Here is a 14557-nt window from a genome sequence, read left to right as displayed (position 1 = left end):
AGCTGTGGATTTCATTGAAAAACCTCCCGTCTGATCACTTACTCTTAATGTATCAGAGGGAAGGCTGTTTTACATGACGGTATTTCTTCCACCGCTTACAGTTATGTTAACTAATAGCCCCATCGTCACTTAGTTTATAACGACGATGGGACTTCTAATGGCATAAATTGTCTTTATAGGTAAATGGTATATTTTATATCGTAATTTGTTAATAGTTTTTTGAAGTTCAAATGCCTATGATATATTCTGGATTAATCAATTTTAGAAACTTATCAATCTTATCAGTATCTAAGTTACCTTTTATTATATCATAGTAATTTTCATCTATAGTCATTGGATCACCAAAGGTTATACTCATTGCTTTTTTGTCGTTGATATAAAATACAGCATGATGTATCCACCCTATTGAGAGTACCGGATTTCTTGCTTTTTTAATTACATAACCATCTAGATAACCCATAAATTCCTTAATCTTTTGTTTATCTTCAATTGTTAATGGTTTGTTTCTTCCACCCCCTGCCGTCATAAAATACTATTTTCGTTATATCATCAGAGTTTATATTAATAGCATCACTTATCTTTTTTTCTTCGTAATCAACATTAGTAGAACCGATAATAGCCATTTCTGTTACGCCGCCAAGTACTACAATATTATAATTAATAATTGAATTATTATCTAAAAAAGATTTTTGTGATATTGAATTTTCTCCAACTAAAAGCAGCGGATTACAATTTGCACTTGCTAAAGCAGAGCCTGAAAGTCCATCAGCAAAAGTTTCACCTGTAGTTAAGTAGATAGCATTTAGATCCATTTCACTTTTAAATTTATCAATAACAGCTAGGTTTCTCTGATATTTATCTTGTCCATTTATTTGTTCAACATTAGGCAGCTCACTTACCAAAGATTCGTCTAATGAGGAACCCACACCAATAACATAGGTTTTAGATATTGCATGACATTTTATATATTTTTTGACATTATTTGGTATTACATTGTGCGGAACTAATATAATAGGCATATTTCTTTTTGCGGCTATAGGAGATATAGACAAAGCATCAGCAAAATCTTCTCCTGTTACAACTGTAATTTCACTAACATTTTCTAGTTGATAAGCAACGCTTATACTAGTTTCATATCTATCTTGTCCACTTAATCTAGTAGTATTAACCCCTAATGAAGTCAATTGATTTTCTACAGACGATGAAATCACTCCAGTCCCACCGATAATAAAAATTTCAGAAACCTTCAATTGTTGTATTACGTTTAAAGTATCGGTTGGTATAGAATTGGTCTCAGTCAAAAGTATAGGTGCATTATATTTCTTAGCTAAAGGAGCTGCAGTTAAAGCATCCGGGAAATTTCCGCCATAAGCGAGTATGGCAAAATTTGATTGTTTCCAGCCATCTAATGCAATTTTTGCTGAAGTATCGTATCTGTCAAAACCTGTTAATCTTTTGGTATTTGCCTGTACATTTGTTGCATTAGATAATAATTGAAAAGAACGATGCTAAAATACCCATAATAAACGGTTGAAAATTCCCCACAATCAACGTACTCTTCTCCACAGGAGGAGAGACAATCAAATGGTACAAAGTGAGGAATTTTTTATGATCAGAGACTTAAAAAGCAAAGGAATGAATATTACTCAGATTGCACGAGAATTAGACTTAGACCGAAAAACGGTCACTAAATGGCTTAAAAGTGATCAACTCCCGGCCTATCGTAAGAAAGTACAACGTGAAAGTAAGCTGGAGAATCACAAAGCCTACATCATCGAGAGAATGAACGAAGGATGCGTCAATGCCATGGTCTTATTTGATGAAATCAAAGCCATGGGCTACCAGGGCCGGCTAACCATTCTCAGGGATTTTATGAAACCCTATCGTGAGCAAGTAAGAGGTAAAGCCTCCATGCGCTTTGAGACTCCACCAGGCAAGCAAGCTCAAGTTGACTGGGGAGAATTCAAGCTTCTGAAAGACGATGGAACTTTCGTCAAGGTTCATGCCTTCATCATGATCATGGGACACTCCCGGAAACAATATGTTGAGTTTACTGAGAACGAGCGCATTGACACACTTATCGGTTGTCATGAACGAGCCTTTGCCTTCTTTAACGGGGTACCGGAAACCATCCTGTATGACAACATGAAAACCGTCGTCAAACATAGCCATCAAACTGGCACTAATCAGTGGAATAACCAATTTTTAAGCTTTGCCCGGCATCAAGATTTCAGTCCAGTGCGCTGCCGTCCCTATCGTCCCCGCACCAAAGGCAAGGTAGAAAACGGTGTTAAGTATCTGCGCAGGAACTTTTGGCCAAGAATTAAGACAATATCCAGTCTGGCTGATTTAAATGAAGCCGTAAAGTTCTGGTTGGATACGGTCTGCAATGTCCGGCTGCATCAGACAACCCGTGAAATCCCAGCAGAAGCATTCATACGAGAAACGTTAAAACCTGTCAATCCAGAAGCATTCCTGCTTTATGATATACAATACCGCAAAGTCATGAACGATTGTACCATCAGTTACAAAGCGAATTTCTACTCGGTTCCTTACCGTTTCGTGGGAAAGCGGGTTAGAATTCGAGATTTAAACAACGGACATCTGGAGATCTATGATGAAAACGGCATCTGCATTGCATCCCACGTGAAGCTTTCAGGCAAACACCACTTCCAGCGCAATAAAAAACACTTTGAGGGTTTAACAACATGGTCTCAGAAGAAAGTTGCCGCCACAGCACCCATTCTAAGCCACAAACAACCACCCAAAGTGTATCAAAGACCCCTTAAGGTCTATGAATCGCTGATCAACGAGGTGACACAATGATTCAGGAACGTTTAAATCAGGCTTGTGAAATTCTCGGCCTGATCCATATGAACGCTGTGTATGACCACCACGCAGAAGAAGCTTCTAAAGGTAGTATATCTTATCTAGAATTTCTGGACAAGTTGTTATGGGCTGAGATTGAAGCTAAGCGCGACCGGGCTGCCAAGGCTAACATGAAACTGGCGAAACTTCCCTATGTGAAAACACTGGAACAATTCGACTTTGATTTTCAGCCTAGTGCTAACGCTCGAAAGATCAATGAACTGAAAACCCTAGGCTTTGTAGCCCGCGCTGAAAATGTAGTATTCCTCGGGCCGCCAGGTGTAGGCAAAACCCATCTGGCGGTAGGCCTTGCGGTTGAAGCGATTAAAAACGGTTATACGGCTTACTTTCTAAGCGCCCATGAGCTGATTGCAATGATTAAGGAGAACATCATCTCCGGGCGGATTCACCGCAAGATTAAAACTCTATGTAAACCCGGCATCTTGATCATCGATGAAGTTGGGTATGCAGGAATGGATGATGAAACGGCGCATTATTTCTTTCAGATCATCTCTAGCCGTTACGAAAAGGGATCGATTATCCTAACTTCGAATAAATCATACGGAGAATGGGGAGATGTATTTGGTGATAATATCGTCGCAACGGCGATTCTTGACCGCCTATTACACCACTCTACGACCATTAATATTAAGGGAGATAGCTACAGGGTGAAAGAAAAGAAAAAAGCAGGTTTTTATGATCCCAGTAAATTGGAGTTCACTCCGACCGACTAGTAAACAGCTAATTGGGGAATTTTGAACTGGGGTTGACAATAATAGAGCTCCTATTAAAAAAAATACTGATAAAAAACTTTATTAAACATTCTAACCCTTCTTTCTTGTTTACGAAGCATGTGTAACCATTCTAAAATTTGGCACAAATTTATTATATACAAAAACATCTACATATGGAAGGACGTGGTAAATGTCTCTTGAATTTAAAGGGGTACCCAAACTTGCATTTACGATGGTGTTGGAGGTTATTATTTACTTGAATCATCAAACGGAAAGTATCATGATCTTACAACCAATACAAATTTAGGAGATACAGAAATTAAATTTCGCATGGATAATTCAAAAAATAGAAAGTATATTTCTTCAAAACCTGATATTGCTGAAAAAATAGAGAAAATCTAAGCCAAAAAGCGTCTATATCTTCTATGATTACTCCTTTAACTGTAACAAAAAGAATATTATTAGGGGTGCCTGATTATGAGTGATATAAAGGTTGTACATCAACAAGCGCAGCAATGGTATTGAGATTTAGTTATGAAGATCTACTTGAAGATATTACTACAAAAACTTTAATTGAAGACTTAGCAACTGCTCCAAGTTATCCTGATGGATTTGGAAATCATAGTATGGCTTGTATCGGATATAGTACGAGTGGAACCAGTCCCTATATGGTTGTTCGTGATACAGGTTGTGATGGAAGTGTTTATGTTAGCTATGATAGTTCAGTAGTCGGAACTGTACAAGGAGCATATGTTAGACCAGGCGAGACCAGCCAAGAATAGATGCCATAGTTACCATTTGCTTGGCATGATTTTATTATGATAAATTACAATTGTCTTAGTTTCAAAAATAACCTGAAGCAGCCATCCGAGGGGGATTTTGCATTTAAAGAAAGTCCTCATCTCGGATGGCTGTAAATTAATAAATAATATTTTCAAAAAAGGGGTAGGGCCAACGAAATGACGTAAAACCCCACACTTCACCGGTAATTGCAGCAGATAGAGGTATAGAAAATATAAATTCATCTGCTATGCTTTTGCCAACTCCAAAAATATATACAAATTCTCCTGAGTCTGAACAAAGGTCATTGCCAAATGGTGTACCGATCACCGTAACACCACATTATGATAAAGTATATGTTTGGGTTGGGAATATCGGAGCGGATTCTCTTGACAGTGTAACTGATTAAATAGAAAACTAGATATTCTTAGAGCTTAAAAAATTGCATTGAATTTTGTGACCTTATGCACAGCGAAAGGAATGATACTTAAAATGAATGATCTACAATTGTTTAGAAAATTATTTTATATATCTTTTTGCAGACCTATTTTAAAGACGGAGAGATTTATTGACATATGGTGGGATTTAGAGAGGCTAAGGGATTATCTTGCTGGACCGTTGTACACTATCAAGACCGAAGGAAACTGTAATTACGTGTACACTGATGAGGAGATAGGTTCCCAGGTGTTGATTCTCCTGAAATGTTTTTGCAGTGGTGTTTAGACATAGTTGATGAGTGTCGCGATATATTAATGAAACACAAACATGAGAATTTCAATGAGGAAGCAGATTTTGATACGATTATTCGTCAGATAGATGGTATGGAAGTTCTTTCTCATTTAGCTTACAGGATACAAAGTGAACAGTTTACTATTAACCGGCAGTGATTTTATGCTAAAGTCGAATATTGGAATCGAATTTCCAAGCCGAGGGTCGCGAGTTCGAATCTTGTCGTCCGCTCCAATGAAATTGAGACGCTGCAAGGATTTGCAGCGTTTTTTGTTGTGGGTTTTATACCCAAGCCTTCACCATCTTAAGCTCGTCTGCGTATGCTGTAATTAAAGTTATTAAAAAGGGGGAATCAAAATGGCCGAACCCATCACTGAACGCACTCCCCTTGTCATCGCGGCTGAGATTAATAGGATCAAACAAGAGACTTGTAAAATAATGCTTGCTAATGCTATTGAGATCGGCAAGCGCTTGAAGGAAGCCAAGGACCTGCTCCCCCACGGCGAATGGGGAAAATGGCTGGTGGAATCGGTGAGCTATTCCCAACGCAAAGCCAACAGGCTGATGAAGCTCTTTGAAGAATATGGAGATAAACTGTTCGCTTCCAGCAATGACGACAGCCAGTCAAATTCGTCTGCGCAGACGAATTTGACATACTACCAAGCCATTATTCTGTTGGGAATTCCAGAAGATGAGCGGGAGAAATTTATCTTGCAGCATGATGTCAAGAATATGACCACTCGGGAGCTGGATCAGGCTCTCAAAGAACGGAAGCAAACCCCTCAGGAGAAAGAGCAGACTCAAGTCACGCCTGTGTCTAATAATTCTGGGGATATTAAAATAGAATACAAAACCGTCAAAAAAAACCCTAGATCAAAAAGCAGGCCAAAAACAGCAGCCTCTGAAGCCTTTACTGTGAAGTATGAAGAAAGATGCACCGCTTGCTGCCAAACCATTGCCGATACCTTCCAGGAACTGCTGGTAGCCCTCGGCCAGCTGGCCAGACATGATCTGGCAGTGAAGGAGAAATGCAGTAAAAACGCGAGCAAGCTGGCTGAATATATGGTGGAAAGGCTCAAAGAGTGGCCGCCTGTTCCTACAACGAATATGAAGACGGTTGAAACCTATGCCACTTATGATAGATGGTAAATTCGAGATGCGGAGATTCAGAGGCCCCTAATTGGCAAGAGTGTGGGCAAGAAGTGATCTGGGTCCTGGCGTACCATATGTAGCCCTAAGCTAACTATTTTCCTTTGTGACAGAATAAGGTATAATACCTTTAGATAATAAGGTATTGGGCAGCAAAAAGTAAAGAGCTGTCTTAGGGAAGCTTTCATCAAGATATTTAGGTAAATTATTCAGCACTGAGCAGGTAACGTTCAGTGCCTGTTTGTATTAAGTCTGAATTATTTGTCCTCCTCCCTGTGCACCTATGCGCCGCAGTTTATCCTGAGAGAGAATGATAGAGAATTGAGCAGTACGAACAGGAGAGACTGGGAAAGGTTCAATAAATTAAGGATGGATTGGAGTGGTTAATATGAAATATTCTGATGCCAGGGAGAGTAAAGAAACCGGCGGATTGAGAGTGCTGGAGATCTCCTATATGGGCAGGATTATAAATCCCGTGCTCATTTGGGATAAGGAAAGGGTTATCTTAATTGACACCGGCTTTCCTGGCCAGCTTCCGGAGATTCGTAGTGCCGTGGAAGCAGCGGGTGTCCCCTTTTCCGGGCTAAGTCACGTGGTGATAACCCATCAGGATGTGGACCATATTGGCGCCTTACAGGAAATCCTCAAGGCAGCGGAGCATGAAATCCAGGTCATCACTCATAACGAAGAGAAGCCGTTTATCGAAGGGGTTAAACGACCGCTGAAGATGACAAAAGAGCGCTTAGCAGCAATGTTTGCCCATCTCCCTGAGGAGAAACGTGAGGAAGCGTCGGCTAAGTTCCTGGAAGTCTTAAAATCCCCGGTGAACAAAACCGTCGAGGATGGGGAGGTTTTGCCCTGGTGTGGGGGAATTACCGTCACTCATACCCCCGGTCATACTCCCGGACACATTTGTTTGTACCTTAACCAAGCCAAAACTCTCATTGCCGGAGATGCTTTAAATGTGTTGGCTGGGCAATTGACCGGACCCAACCCAGAGTTTACGCCGGACATGGAAACGGCCAGGAAGTCCTTAGAGAAGCTCATTCCCTTTGAGATTGAAAGGGTGGTCTGTTACCACGGCGGAGTTTTTGAAGATAAGGTCAAAGAGCGCTTGCTGGCATTAGTGAAAGGCTAGTGCTTGATAAGCGAAGAGCGGGTTCTCCCTTCAAGGGCAAAAATTCAAGCGTTCGCCCTGCTTACTGATATGGACAGTAAAAGGGGAACGCTTTTTGCTGCTGGGTGGAATGACTTTTTAGGTAAAGTAAAGAGATTATTTTTCCGCCGGCAATATTTCTATCCAGTAATTGTCGGGATCGTTAATGAAGTAAATCCCCATTTCTTTGTTTTCATAGCAAATACAGCCCATTTCCTTGTGGTGTTCATAGGCAGCTTGAAAATCGTCCACCCGCAAAGCCAAATGGAATTCATTGTCGCCTAAGTTATAGGGCTCTGTCCGTTCTTTTAGCCAGGTAAGCTCCAAGAGATGCCGAGAAGAACCATCCCCGAGATAAACCAGAATAAATTCTCCGTTGGCTTGCTCGTGCCGTTTGACTTCACCCAGTCCCAAAGCTTTTTTGTAAAAGGTTAAACTCTTGTTCAGGTCATAAACGTTAATGTTATTATGGTCAAATCGAAATTCCATGCTTAATCCTGCCTCTCATTTAGTGTGGGGTTATCTTCAAATAACCTTATCCTAAAATTGGAATCCTTATCCCTTAGTGCTAACTATTATTGTATAATCATGGTGAGGTGATAACAATGGGGAACCCGGTGAAAATTAAATTTTTATATCACAGTGGCTTTTGCGTTGAAACCCGAAAGAACTTGCTTTTATTTGATTACTATCAGGGTGAGGCGGAAGGGCTGGTTAAATCCACCCCTAAGCAGGTTGTGATCTTCTGCTCTCACAGCCATCCGGATCATTTTAATCCGGTAATCCTAGATTGGCAGAAAGACAGGCCGGATATACACTATATTTTCAGCCGGGATATCAGGCCCGGGCAAAGGGTTGAAAACCTACACTATCTGGTTCCTGATGAGACCATTGAAACAGCGGGTTTGAAAATCAAGGCCTTCAATTCAACGGACATCGGTGTGGCCTTTTGGGTAGAAGATGAAGGAACCCGTATCTTTCATGCCGGGGATTTAAACTGGTGGTACTGGATTGATACGCCGGAGGAGATGGCCAAGGCCGAAAGAGAATTTAAGGAAGAGATTGAAATCATCAAGTCAGAGGACATTGATATCGCTTTTTTTCCTGTTGACCCCAGACTTGAGAAAAACTACAGTGCAGGAGCGGAGTACTTTATCGAAAAAGTTGGCCCTAAAGTTTTCATTCCCATGCACTTTGCAGATAGCCCGGAAATCACGGATGAATTCCGAAATGCAATGAAGGGATGCCCCAGCAGAATTATCATCTTGAACCAGAAAGGCCAAGAAGAGATACTGCTTTGAATCTAAGGAAGCGGTTTTCAGGGGTTAGTTAATTTTCATACTCCGTGTTATAATTTGCTTATACCAACAGAAATGACATTAGTGAATTTGCAAAATGGAGTGTACACAATGAATGTAGCCTTTTTTCTGATCCCTAAAAAAGATATCGTCTTTTTAAAAGAAAATGCCACCATGCGCCAAGCCTTAGAGAGGATGGAATATCACAGTTATTCAGCTGTTCCCCTGATTGACGACGAGGGAAAATACGTTGGAACCATTACCGAAGGGGACCTGCTCTGGAAGCTTAAAAATACACCGGGTTTGACATTTCAAAATACGGAAGATATTCGCTTAAGTGAAGTTGAACAACATGTTCAGAATTTGCCCGTAACCATTGATGCCGAGATAGAGGATTTAATATCAAGGGCCGTTGTGCAAAACTTTGTGCCCGTCGTTGATGACCAAAAGGTATTTATCGGGATTGTCCGCCGGCGGGAAATGATTGAATACTGTTCGAAACTTTTGTTGCAGCGGAAGTCTTAAGAATACAATTTCATAAAAATATGACAGAAGGCACTGCGAAATGCAGTGTCTTCTGTCATAAAGAAGTTGTTTTAGATAAACTTTGGAAAAAAGGTGCTTGATTTCCGCGAGACGATATACTAAAATATGCCAGGTGAGGAGATAAAATACTCATTGAGAAAGAGGTGTCATTGTGGAATTAGATCTGGACTGCCTGATGAATTTGATTGAAACTGCTCGAGTGAATCTGAATAATTCAGCGAAATATAAGAGCTTAACGGACCCGTGCATCCTTGAAATGAGCCAACGCTTAGATCACTTAATCAATAAATATTATTTGATTACGAAAACCTGCCGAATCCCTTCTTGAACGGGTAAGACAGAACCCTCAAATGAGAGGCTTTTAATCCTAAAACCCAATAGCACTAAAAATATGGGTGATAAACTCGGGGAATAAGGTTGATATAAGCAGGAGTATGGAAAGTAAGACTAAGATTGACGTAAATGCCCAGGAAATAATATTAAAAAACTTGGTATTGGCATATTCGCCCATGATGCTTTTCTTACTGGCTATCAGCACCATAAAGATGAGAATTGGCGGCAGTAAGATGCCGTTGACAACCTGAGTAGTCAGCATAACATGGTATAACGATAACTTGGGCCATAACACGATAACTGCGGCCAAGACAATAAGCACTGTGTAAAGACTAAAGAAGACGGGAGCTTCTTTGTGGGATTTGCTGATGCCATGTTCAAAGCCGAAAGCTTCGCATACGGCATAGGCTGTGCTTAGGGGCAGGACAAAGGCAGCTAACATTGAGGCGCCTAACAATCCGAAGCCAAACAATAGGCTGGCATATTCCCCGGCTAAGGGTTTTAAGGCCAGGGCAACATCTTTAGCCGTCTCAATAGGGATATTGTTGGCAAAAAGTGTGGCAGCAGTGGATACGATAATAAAGAAGGCTATAAAACCGGTAAAAAATGTCCCAATTAGCACGTCCCAGCGGGTATAGCGGTAATCCAGGGCGGTGATTCCCTTATCCACAACCGAAGATTGAACATAAAACTGTCCCCAGGGAGTAATCGTGGTTCCAATGACGCCGATAACCATTAAGAGAAAAGCAGGAGTTCCTAACAGGGTTGGAGTAACGGATTCCACGAGAACTTGAGGCCAGGGGGGTTTAACCATAAAACCGGAGATTACATAACTGAAAAAGGTTAAGCACAGAAAGAGCAGGATTTTTTCCATTTTAGCATAATCCGTTTTGATGACCAGCCACCAGATGATAAATGCCATGATAGGAACAGAAAGATACTTGCTTATGCCAAAAATCTCAAAACTTGTGGCAATTCCTGAAAACTCAGAGACAGTCGTCCCCAGGTTGGCAATCAGCAGGACACTCATGGCAAAAAAAGTCCATTTCACACCGAAGTTTTCTCGAATTAAATCAGAAAGTCCCCGGCCCGTCACAGCTCCTGTACGGGCCGATATTTCTTGGGCAATGGCGAGGAGGACCGTACTTATCAGCATCGTGAAGATGAGTGAATAGCCGTATTTGGCACCGGCTGCAGCATAAGTTGCAATGCCGCCGGCATCATTATCAGCAAAAGCGGTAACCATTCCCGGCCCCATAACACCCAGGAATAAAGTTAAACGTGCTTTGAAGCTCATTCCGCATGCCCTCCTTTCGCTTGGCGGCGGCGGGCAATTAAGGTGGAGTAAATCTCCACTCGAGGACGATCAGGCATTAATAACTCCAATACATCATCAACCGTGATGATGCCTAAGACTTGATCCTGAGAATTTACCACTGGGACAGCCAGTAATCCGTATTTATGAATAATATCCGCTACTTTTTCGTGATCGTCATAAGGAGAGACTTTGACGATTTTTGTATGCATTAATTCTCTTAACGTTGTATCAGGAGAAGCAATGATCAGCTCTCGCAGGGAAAGAACTCCTTCTAAGGTTTCTTGCTCGTCTACCACGTAAAGATAGTAGATGGTTTCAGCTTCAGGAGCTAACCGTCTTAATTCATTAATGGCTTGTTCGGCAGTAATCCAAATCGGCAAGCCAATATATTCGGTAGTCATCAGTGAACCGGCAGTGTTTTCATCATATTGCATTAGCTCCCGGACATCTTCAGCATCATCGGATTCCATTAAACTTAGGAGTTCTTCGGATTTTTCCGTGGATAATTCACTTAAGATGTCTGCGGCTTCATCCGGCGGCATTTCCTCAAGAATATCAGAAGCCCGTTCCTCATCCATTTGTGTAATCACTTCAACCTGTACTTCCAGCTCCATTTCAGACAAAGCATCGATGGCTTGCTGGGAGTCCAGGGTATCCAGGAAAGTGGCCCGTTGCTTATAGTCCATGTTTTCAATAATATCCGCAATATCGGCTGGATGAAGCTGGCGCAGCTGTTCTTTCTCTCGTGTCAGCTGGAGAGCTGAAGTGCGGTTTTCTATAGGCTTAATATATTGACTTCCCACAAATTTATTGTCTAATCGAGACAACAAAAATTCTACACCTAAACGGCGGAACAATCCCCGGACGCCAATATCCACGGCGACTAAAAGGATGTAATGATGATCTTCATGAGATACCCAGGATAAAGAGATATCATTGACCCGGACTAATTTTGAACCTTCTAAATCGATAATTTGTTTATCTAACAGCCATTTGCCGATAAATGTTTCATCCTCTTGCAGCGGGCAGGTCAGAAGGGGATCAAAAATGGTATTGAGACGCATTCCGTCATGATCCCAAGACGCAAAAAATTTCGTTGGGATCAAATCATGAACACTTTTGGAATACCGGATGCCTGTAACATGAGGGGAAACACTGTCCCATCGAATGGCCATATCTAATACCCGGCCAATCCGATGTCCTTTGGAATCTCGAATAGGTTTGTTGAGCAATTGGCTGAAATAAAATTCGCCTAATAGTTTCAAGTCTTCCATTTAAATCCCTTCTTTCAGTGACGGAGTCTGGCACTTATGCTCAAAATGACTCAGTCTTATATAACTAATAAATTTGTTAGTATGATAAGGTCCAGAATCCATAAAACCCACCTCCTTTTACTAGACAACCTTGCTTATAAAATAAAAAGACCTCTATGCCAAAATAGAAGGTCTAATCAACAGATCGTTTGACCTCCCTACTCGTTGAGCTTTAGCACTGCATAGCGTAGAGTATTCTCAGCCACCTTAAGTAAAACCTTATGCCGGCAATACCTGTTCTACCCAATTGGCGTCTCTCGACATTTCTGGGCAGTGGCCTATGTTTATGCAGGAGCCTCACCTAACAGAGATTATTTTTTTAAGACACTTCATTATATGTATAATCTAGTAAATCCGTCAATTAGTTTATGAAAATAATTAAGGAGTTTTGTTCTTTTGGTAAGTTTACTTATTATATAAGGAATCATCTTAGATATTATGCCATAAAATGCACCTAGAAAAGAGGGTTTGACGAAGGATAGGCTTTGCCTTTGGTCTTGCTCCTATGTTATAATCGAGGATGAATTAGATGACGTGATAGACTCGAGAGGAGGGTGTTTGAATGGCAAAACACATTCAGACAATTGTGAAAGCGAACTTAAGCGCTACAGTGAAAACAGGAGGATGCGGCAAGTGCCAGACCTCTTGTCAATCTGCTTGTAAGACTTCGTGCACCGTTGGAAACCAAGTGTGTGTTAAATAAAGCTTCTGGCTTAATTTCAACATAGGATCTCAGAACCCACCCGTATATTGGGCTGGGTTCTGTTTCTGTTTCTGTTTATCTCGTGCCCTTAAAATGGGATTTTCAGCCCTGAGGACAGTTAGCATAGATTCTGGCGGAGGTCAGAGAAGAGAGGAACTGGTTAAGAATGTTTAATTTATCATCGTTGAATCATTATCCCCTTAAAAAGAATGTCCATAGTTTTGAGCAGGGGGATACCTTTATTGCCCATGATGTCAATTCCGGGTCGCTGCACGTTCTTGATGAAGGAACGTATCAGGTCCTGAAATCACTGGAAAGGCTGCAGGAATTGAAAGAAACCCTGAGTACTGAGGGGATTAAAAAGGTTCTTGAAGCTGCAGGCCAATCATTGCCGGATGAAGAACTTCACGAGATTCTGGAGGATCTGGAAGAACTCCATGGGGAAGGCACTCTTTTTTCAGCGGAAGCAGAGAGTTTCCAGCCCGCATATCCGGAAAAGCCCATTGTCAAGGCGATTTGCCTGCATGTAGCTCACGACTGTAACCTGCGCTGCGAATATTGTTTTGCAGGTACGGGGGCTTTTGGCGGCAGCCGAACAATGATGGATTTGGAAACAGGTAAAAAGGGAATTGATTTTGTTCTGGAATTATCAGGGCATAGGGATCATTGTGAGGTGGACTTTTTCGGAGGAGAGCCTTTGCTTAATTTTGGCATGATAAAGTCTTTAGTGGATTACGGCCGCAAAGCAGCGGCAGTCCGGGGGAAAACCATAAAATTTACCCTGACAACCAACGGGGTGCTGCTGAATAAGGAAATTCAAGAATTCCTGGAACAAGAAGAGATTAGTGTGGTTTTGAGCTTAGATGGCCGTCCCGAGGTCCATGACCGGATGAGGCCCTATGCCGGCGGGCGCGGGAGTTATGATAAAGTGGCCCCTCTCATTAAGGAGTTTGTAAAGAAACGTCCGGAAAGTTCTCCTTATGCACTGGGAACTTATTATTATGTCCGGGGAACGTATACCCATTTTAATCTGGATTTTGATCGAGATGTGCTGCATATGGCTGATTTAGGGATACAGCAGATTTCTATAGAACCTGTTGTGGCAAGTCCTGGAGATGCTTATGCTTTCCAAGACGGGGATCTGGAGAAAATCCGTGCAGCCTATGATCGTCTTGGCGAGGAGTTGTTACAACGGCGAAAGGAAGGCAAGGATTTCAACTTCTTTCACTTTAATATTGCCTTAGATCAAGGTCCCTGTATGCTTAAACGTCTCTCCGGGTGCGGGGCCGGTCACGAGTATGTGGCCATTTCTCCTGAAGGAGATCTCTATCCCTGCCACCAGTTTGTCGGTCAGGAAGCCTATAAATTGGGCTCCCTTTATAATGAAAGCCCTTACCAATTAAAGGAGGAGGTTGTTAAGGACTTTCGTTCCGCCCATATCTATAACAAGCCGTCCTGCAGGGAGTGCTGGGCTCGTTTTGCTTGCAGCGGCGGATGTCACGCTGCCAATATCTCCTCGACCCAAAAGCTGACAGAGGTTTATGCGCTAGGATGCGAGCTTCAAAAAAAGCGTTTGGAAGTAGCTCTGTATCTTAAAATTAAGGAGTTCCAGGAGCAATAATTGTCTTAA

The 14557-nt window shown here is 41.7% G+C and carries 16 protein-coding genes and 1 riboswitch; of the genes, 11 read left to right on the top strand and 5 right to left on the bottom strand.

The genetic code is table 11. The annotated features are described in order from the left end of the window. Nucleotides 1-226: 226 nt before the first annotated feature. The gene (locus DESOR_RS30490) at nucleotides 227-526 is read right to left on the bottom strand and encodes a hypothetical protein (RefSeq protein WP_242832416.1); all 300 of its coding nucleotides are present in this window, start codon (nucleotides 524-526) and stop codon (nucleotides 227-229) included. After that, nucleotides 486-1415 (bottom strand): cell wall-binding repeat-containing protein, encoded by a 930-nt coding sequence (locus DESOR_RS26880; RefSeq protein WP_242832560.1) that lies wholly within the window; start codon nucleotides 1413-1415, stop codon nucleotides 486-488. The genes DESOR_RS30490 and DESOR_RS26880 overlap by 41 nt, the downstream gene beginning before the upstream one ends. A 169-nt stretch (nucleotides 1416-1584) precedes the next feature. On the opposite strand from DESOR_RS26880, the gene istA reads away from it, so the two are divergent. From istA to DESOR_RS26845, 6 genes are all read left to right on the top strand, one after another. Next, nucleotides 1585-2826 (top strand): IS21 family transposase, encoded by a 1242-nt coding sequence (istA, locus tag DESOR_RS26875; RefSeq protein ID WP_014184040.1) that lies wholly within the window; start codon nucleotides 1585-1587, stop codon nucleotides 2824-2826. Beyond that, nucleotides 2823-3602 (top strand): IS21-like element helper ATPase IstB, encoded by a 780-nt coding sequence (gene istB, locus DESOR_RS26870; protein WP_014184041.1) that lies wholly within the window; start codon nucleotides 2823-2825, stop codon nucleotides 3600-3602. Before istA ends, istB begins: the two co-directional genes overlap by 4 nt. Nucleotides 3603-4117: 515 nt before the next feature. Continuing rightward, nucleotides 4118-4384 carry a hypothetical protein gene (locus DESOR_RS26865; RefSeq protein WP_014187755.1) on the top strand — a complete coding sequence of 89 codons (267 nt, stop codon included), beginning with the start codon at nucleotides 4118-4120 and terminating at the stop codon, nucleotides 4382-4384. A gap of 750 nt (nucleotides 4385-5134) precedes the next feature. Then, nucleotides 5135-5269, top strand: coding sequence for a hypothetical protein (locus tag DESOR_RS30780; RefSeq protein WP_282434392.1), 135 nt, complete (start codon nucleotides 5135-5137; stop codon nucleotides 5267-5269). A 199-nt stretch (nucleotides 5270-5468) separates the two neighbouring features. Then, nucleotides 5469-6260, top strand: a complete 792-nt coding sequence (locus DESOR_RS26850) for a DUF3102 domain-containing protein (RefSeq protein WP_014187754.1) — start codon at nucleotides 5469-5471, stop codon at nucleotides 6258-6260. Between the two features lie 388 nt (nucleotides 6261-6648). Beyond that, nucleotides 6649-7398: an MBL fold metallo-hydrolase gene (locus DESOR_RS26845; RefSeq protein WP_014187753.1), complete on the top strand. Its 750-nt coding sequence runs from the start codon at nucleotides 6649-6651 to the stop codon at nucleotides 7396-7398. A 135-nt stretch (nucleotides 7399-7533) separates the two neighbouring features. On the opposite strand, the gene DESOR_RS26840 is transcribed toward DESOR_RS26845, so the two are convergent. Then, nucleotides 7534-7905: a VOC family protein gene (locus DESOR_RS26840; protein ID WP_014187752.1), complete on the bottom strand. Its 372-nt coding sequence runs from the start codon at nucleotides 7903-7905 to the stop codon at nucleotides 7534-7536. Nucleotides 7906-8033: 128 nt separating this feature from the next. On the opposite strand from DESOR_RS26840, the gene DESOR_RS26835 reads away from it, so the two are divergent. From DESOR_RS26835 to DESOR_RS26825, 3 genes are all read left to right on the top strand, one after another. Beyond that, nucleotides 8034-8717, top strand: coding sequence for an MBL fold metallo-hydrolase (locus tag DESOR_RS26835; protein ID WP_242832415.1), 684 nt, complete (start codon nucleotides 8034-8036; stop codon nucleotides 8715-8717). Nucleotides 8718-8825: 108 nt separating this feature from the next. Then, complete coding sequence (locus DESOR_RS26830; RefSeq protein WP_014187750.1) at nucleotides 8826-9239, top strand: CBS domain-containing protein; 414 nt, start codon at nucleotides 8826-8828, stop codon at nucleotides 9237-9239. 172 nt (nucleotides 9240-9411) lie between these two features. Further along, entirely contained in the window at nucleotides 9412-9588 is a 177-nt protein-coding gene (locus DESOR_RS26825) for an aspartyl-phosphate phosphatase Spo0E family protein (protein ID WP_014187749.1), read from the top strand. A gap of 39 nt (nucleotides 9589-9627) precedes the next feature. On the opposite strand, the gene DESOR_RS26820 is transcribed toward DESOR_RS26825, so the two are convergent. Both DESOR_RS26820 and DESOR_RS26815 read right to left on the bottom strand, forming a co-directional pair. Further along, complete coding sequence (locus tag DESOR_RS26820) at nucleotides 9628-10890, bottom strand: Nramp family divalent metal transporter (RefSeq protein ID WP_014187748.1); 1263 nt, start codon at nucleotides 10888-10890, stop codon at nucleotides 9628-9630. Continuing rightward, the gene (locus DESOR_RS26815) at nucleotides 10887-12185 is read right to left on the bottom strand and encodes a magnesium transporter (RefSeq protein WP_014187747.1); all 1299 of its coding nucleotides are present in this window, start codon (nucleotides 12183-12185) and stop codon (nucleotides 10887-10889) included. Before DESOR_RS26815 ends, DESOR_RS26820 begins: the two co-directional genes overlap by 4 nt. A 189-nt stretch (nucleotides 12186-12374) precedes the next feature. Further along, a riboswitch (M-box (ykoK) riboswitch) is annotated at nucleotides 12375-12540 on the bottom strand. Nucleotides 12541-12786: 246 nt separating this feature from the next. Here DESOR_RS26815 and scfA point away from each other — a divergent pair. Both scfA and scfB read left to right on the top strand, forming a co-directional pair. Further along, a complete protein-coding gene (scfA, locus tag DESOR_RS28500) occupies nucleotides 12787-12927 on the top strand; it encodes a six-cysteine ranthipeptide SCIFF (RefSeq protein ID WP_007787631.1) in 141 nt (46 codons plus the stop codon). A 166-nt stretch (nucleotides 12928-13093) separates the two neighbouring features. Next, nucleotides 13094-14548, top strand: a complete 1455-nt coding sequence (scfB, locus tag DESOR_RS26810) for a thioether cross-link-forming SCIFF peptide maturase (protein ID WP_014187745.1) — start codon at nucleotides 13094-13096, stop codon at nucleotides 14546-14548. Nucleotides 14549-14557: the final 9 nt, after the last annotated feature.

Source organism: Desulfosporosinus orientis DSM 765 (assembly GCF_000235605.1).
Taxonomy (GTDB): Bacteria; Bacillota; Desulfitobacteriia; order Desulfitobacteriales; family Desulfitobacteriaceae; genus Desulfosporosinus; species Desulfosporosinus orientis.
The sequence above is the reverse complement of the archived record's forward strand: the minus strand, read 5'-3'. Positions and strand labels throughout refer to the sequence as shown.

Bases quoted from the DNA above. Each gene is read 5' to 3' on its own strand.
- DESOR_RS26830 (WP_014187750.1), top strand. From the start codon at position 8,826: ATGAATGTAGCCTTTTTTCTGATCCCTAAAAAAGATATCGTCTTTTTA.
- DESOR_RS30780 (WP_282434392.1), top strand. From the start codon at position 5,135: ATGAAACACAAACATGAGAATTTCAATGAGGAAGCAGATTTTGATACG.
- scfB (WP_014187745.1), top strand. From the start codon at position 13,094: ATGTTTAATTTATCATCGTTGAATCATTATCCCCTTAAAAAGAATGTC.
- DESOR_RS26850 (WP_014187754.1), top strand. From the start codon at position 5,469: ATGGCCGAACCCATCACTGAACGCACTCCCCTTGTCATCGCGGCTGAG.
- DESOR_RS30490 (WP_242832416.1), bottom strand. From the start codon at position 526: ATGACGGCAGGGGGTGGAAGAAACAAACCATTAACAATTGAAGATAAA.
- DESOR_RS26820 (WP_014187748.1), bottom strand. From the start codon at position 10,890: ATGAGCTTCAAAGCACGTTTAACTTTATTCCTGGGTGTTATGGGGCCG.
- DESOR_RS26845 (WP_014187753.1), top strand. From the start codon at position 6,649: ATGAAATATTCTGATGCCAGGGAGAGTAAAGAAACCGGCGGATTGAGA.
- DESOR_RS26840 (WP_014187752.1), bottom strand. From the start codon at position 7,905: ATGGAATTTCGATTTGACCATAATAACATTAACGTTTATGACCTGAAC.
- istA (WP_014184040.1), top strand. From the start codon at position 1,585: ATGGTACAAAGTGAGGAATTTTTTATGATCAGAGACTTAAAAAGCAAA.
- scfA (WP_007787631.1), top strand. From the start codon at position 12,787: ATGGCAAAACACATTCAGACAATTGTGAAAGCGAACTTAAGCGCTACA.
- istB (WP_014184041.1), top strand. From the start codon at position 2,823: ATGATTCAGGAACGTTTAAATCAGGCTTGTGAAATTCTCGGCCTGATC.
- DESOR_RS26815 (WP_014187747.1), bottom strand. From the start codon at position 12,185: ATGGAAGACTTGAAACTATTAGGCGAATTTTATTTCAGCCAATTGCTC.
- DESOR_RS26865 (WP_014187755.1), top strand. From the start codon at position 4,118: ATGGTATTGAGATTTAGTTATGAAGATCTACTTGAAGATATTACTACA.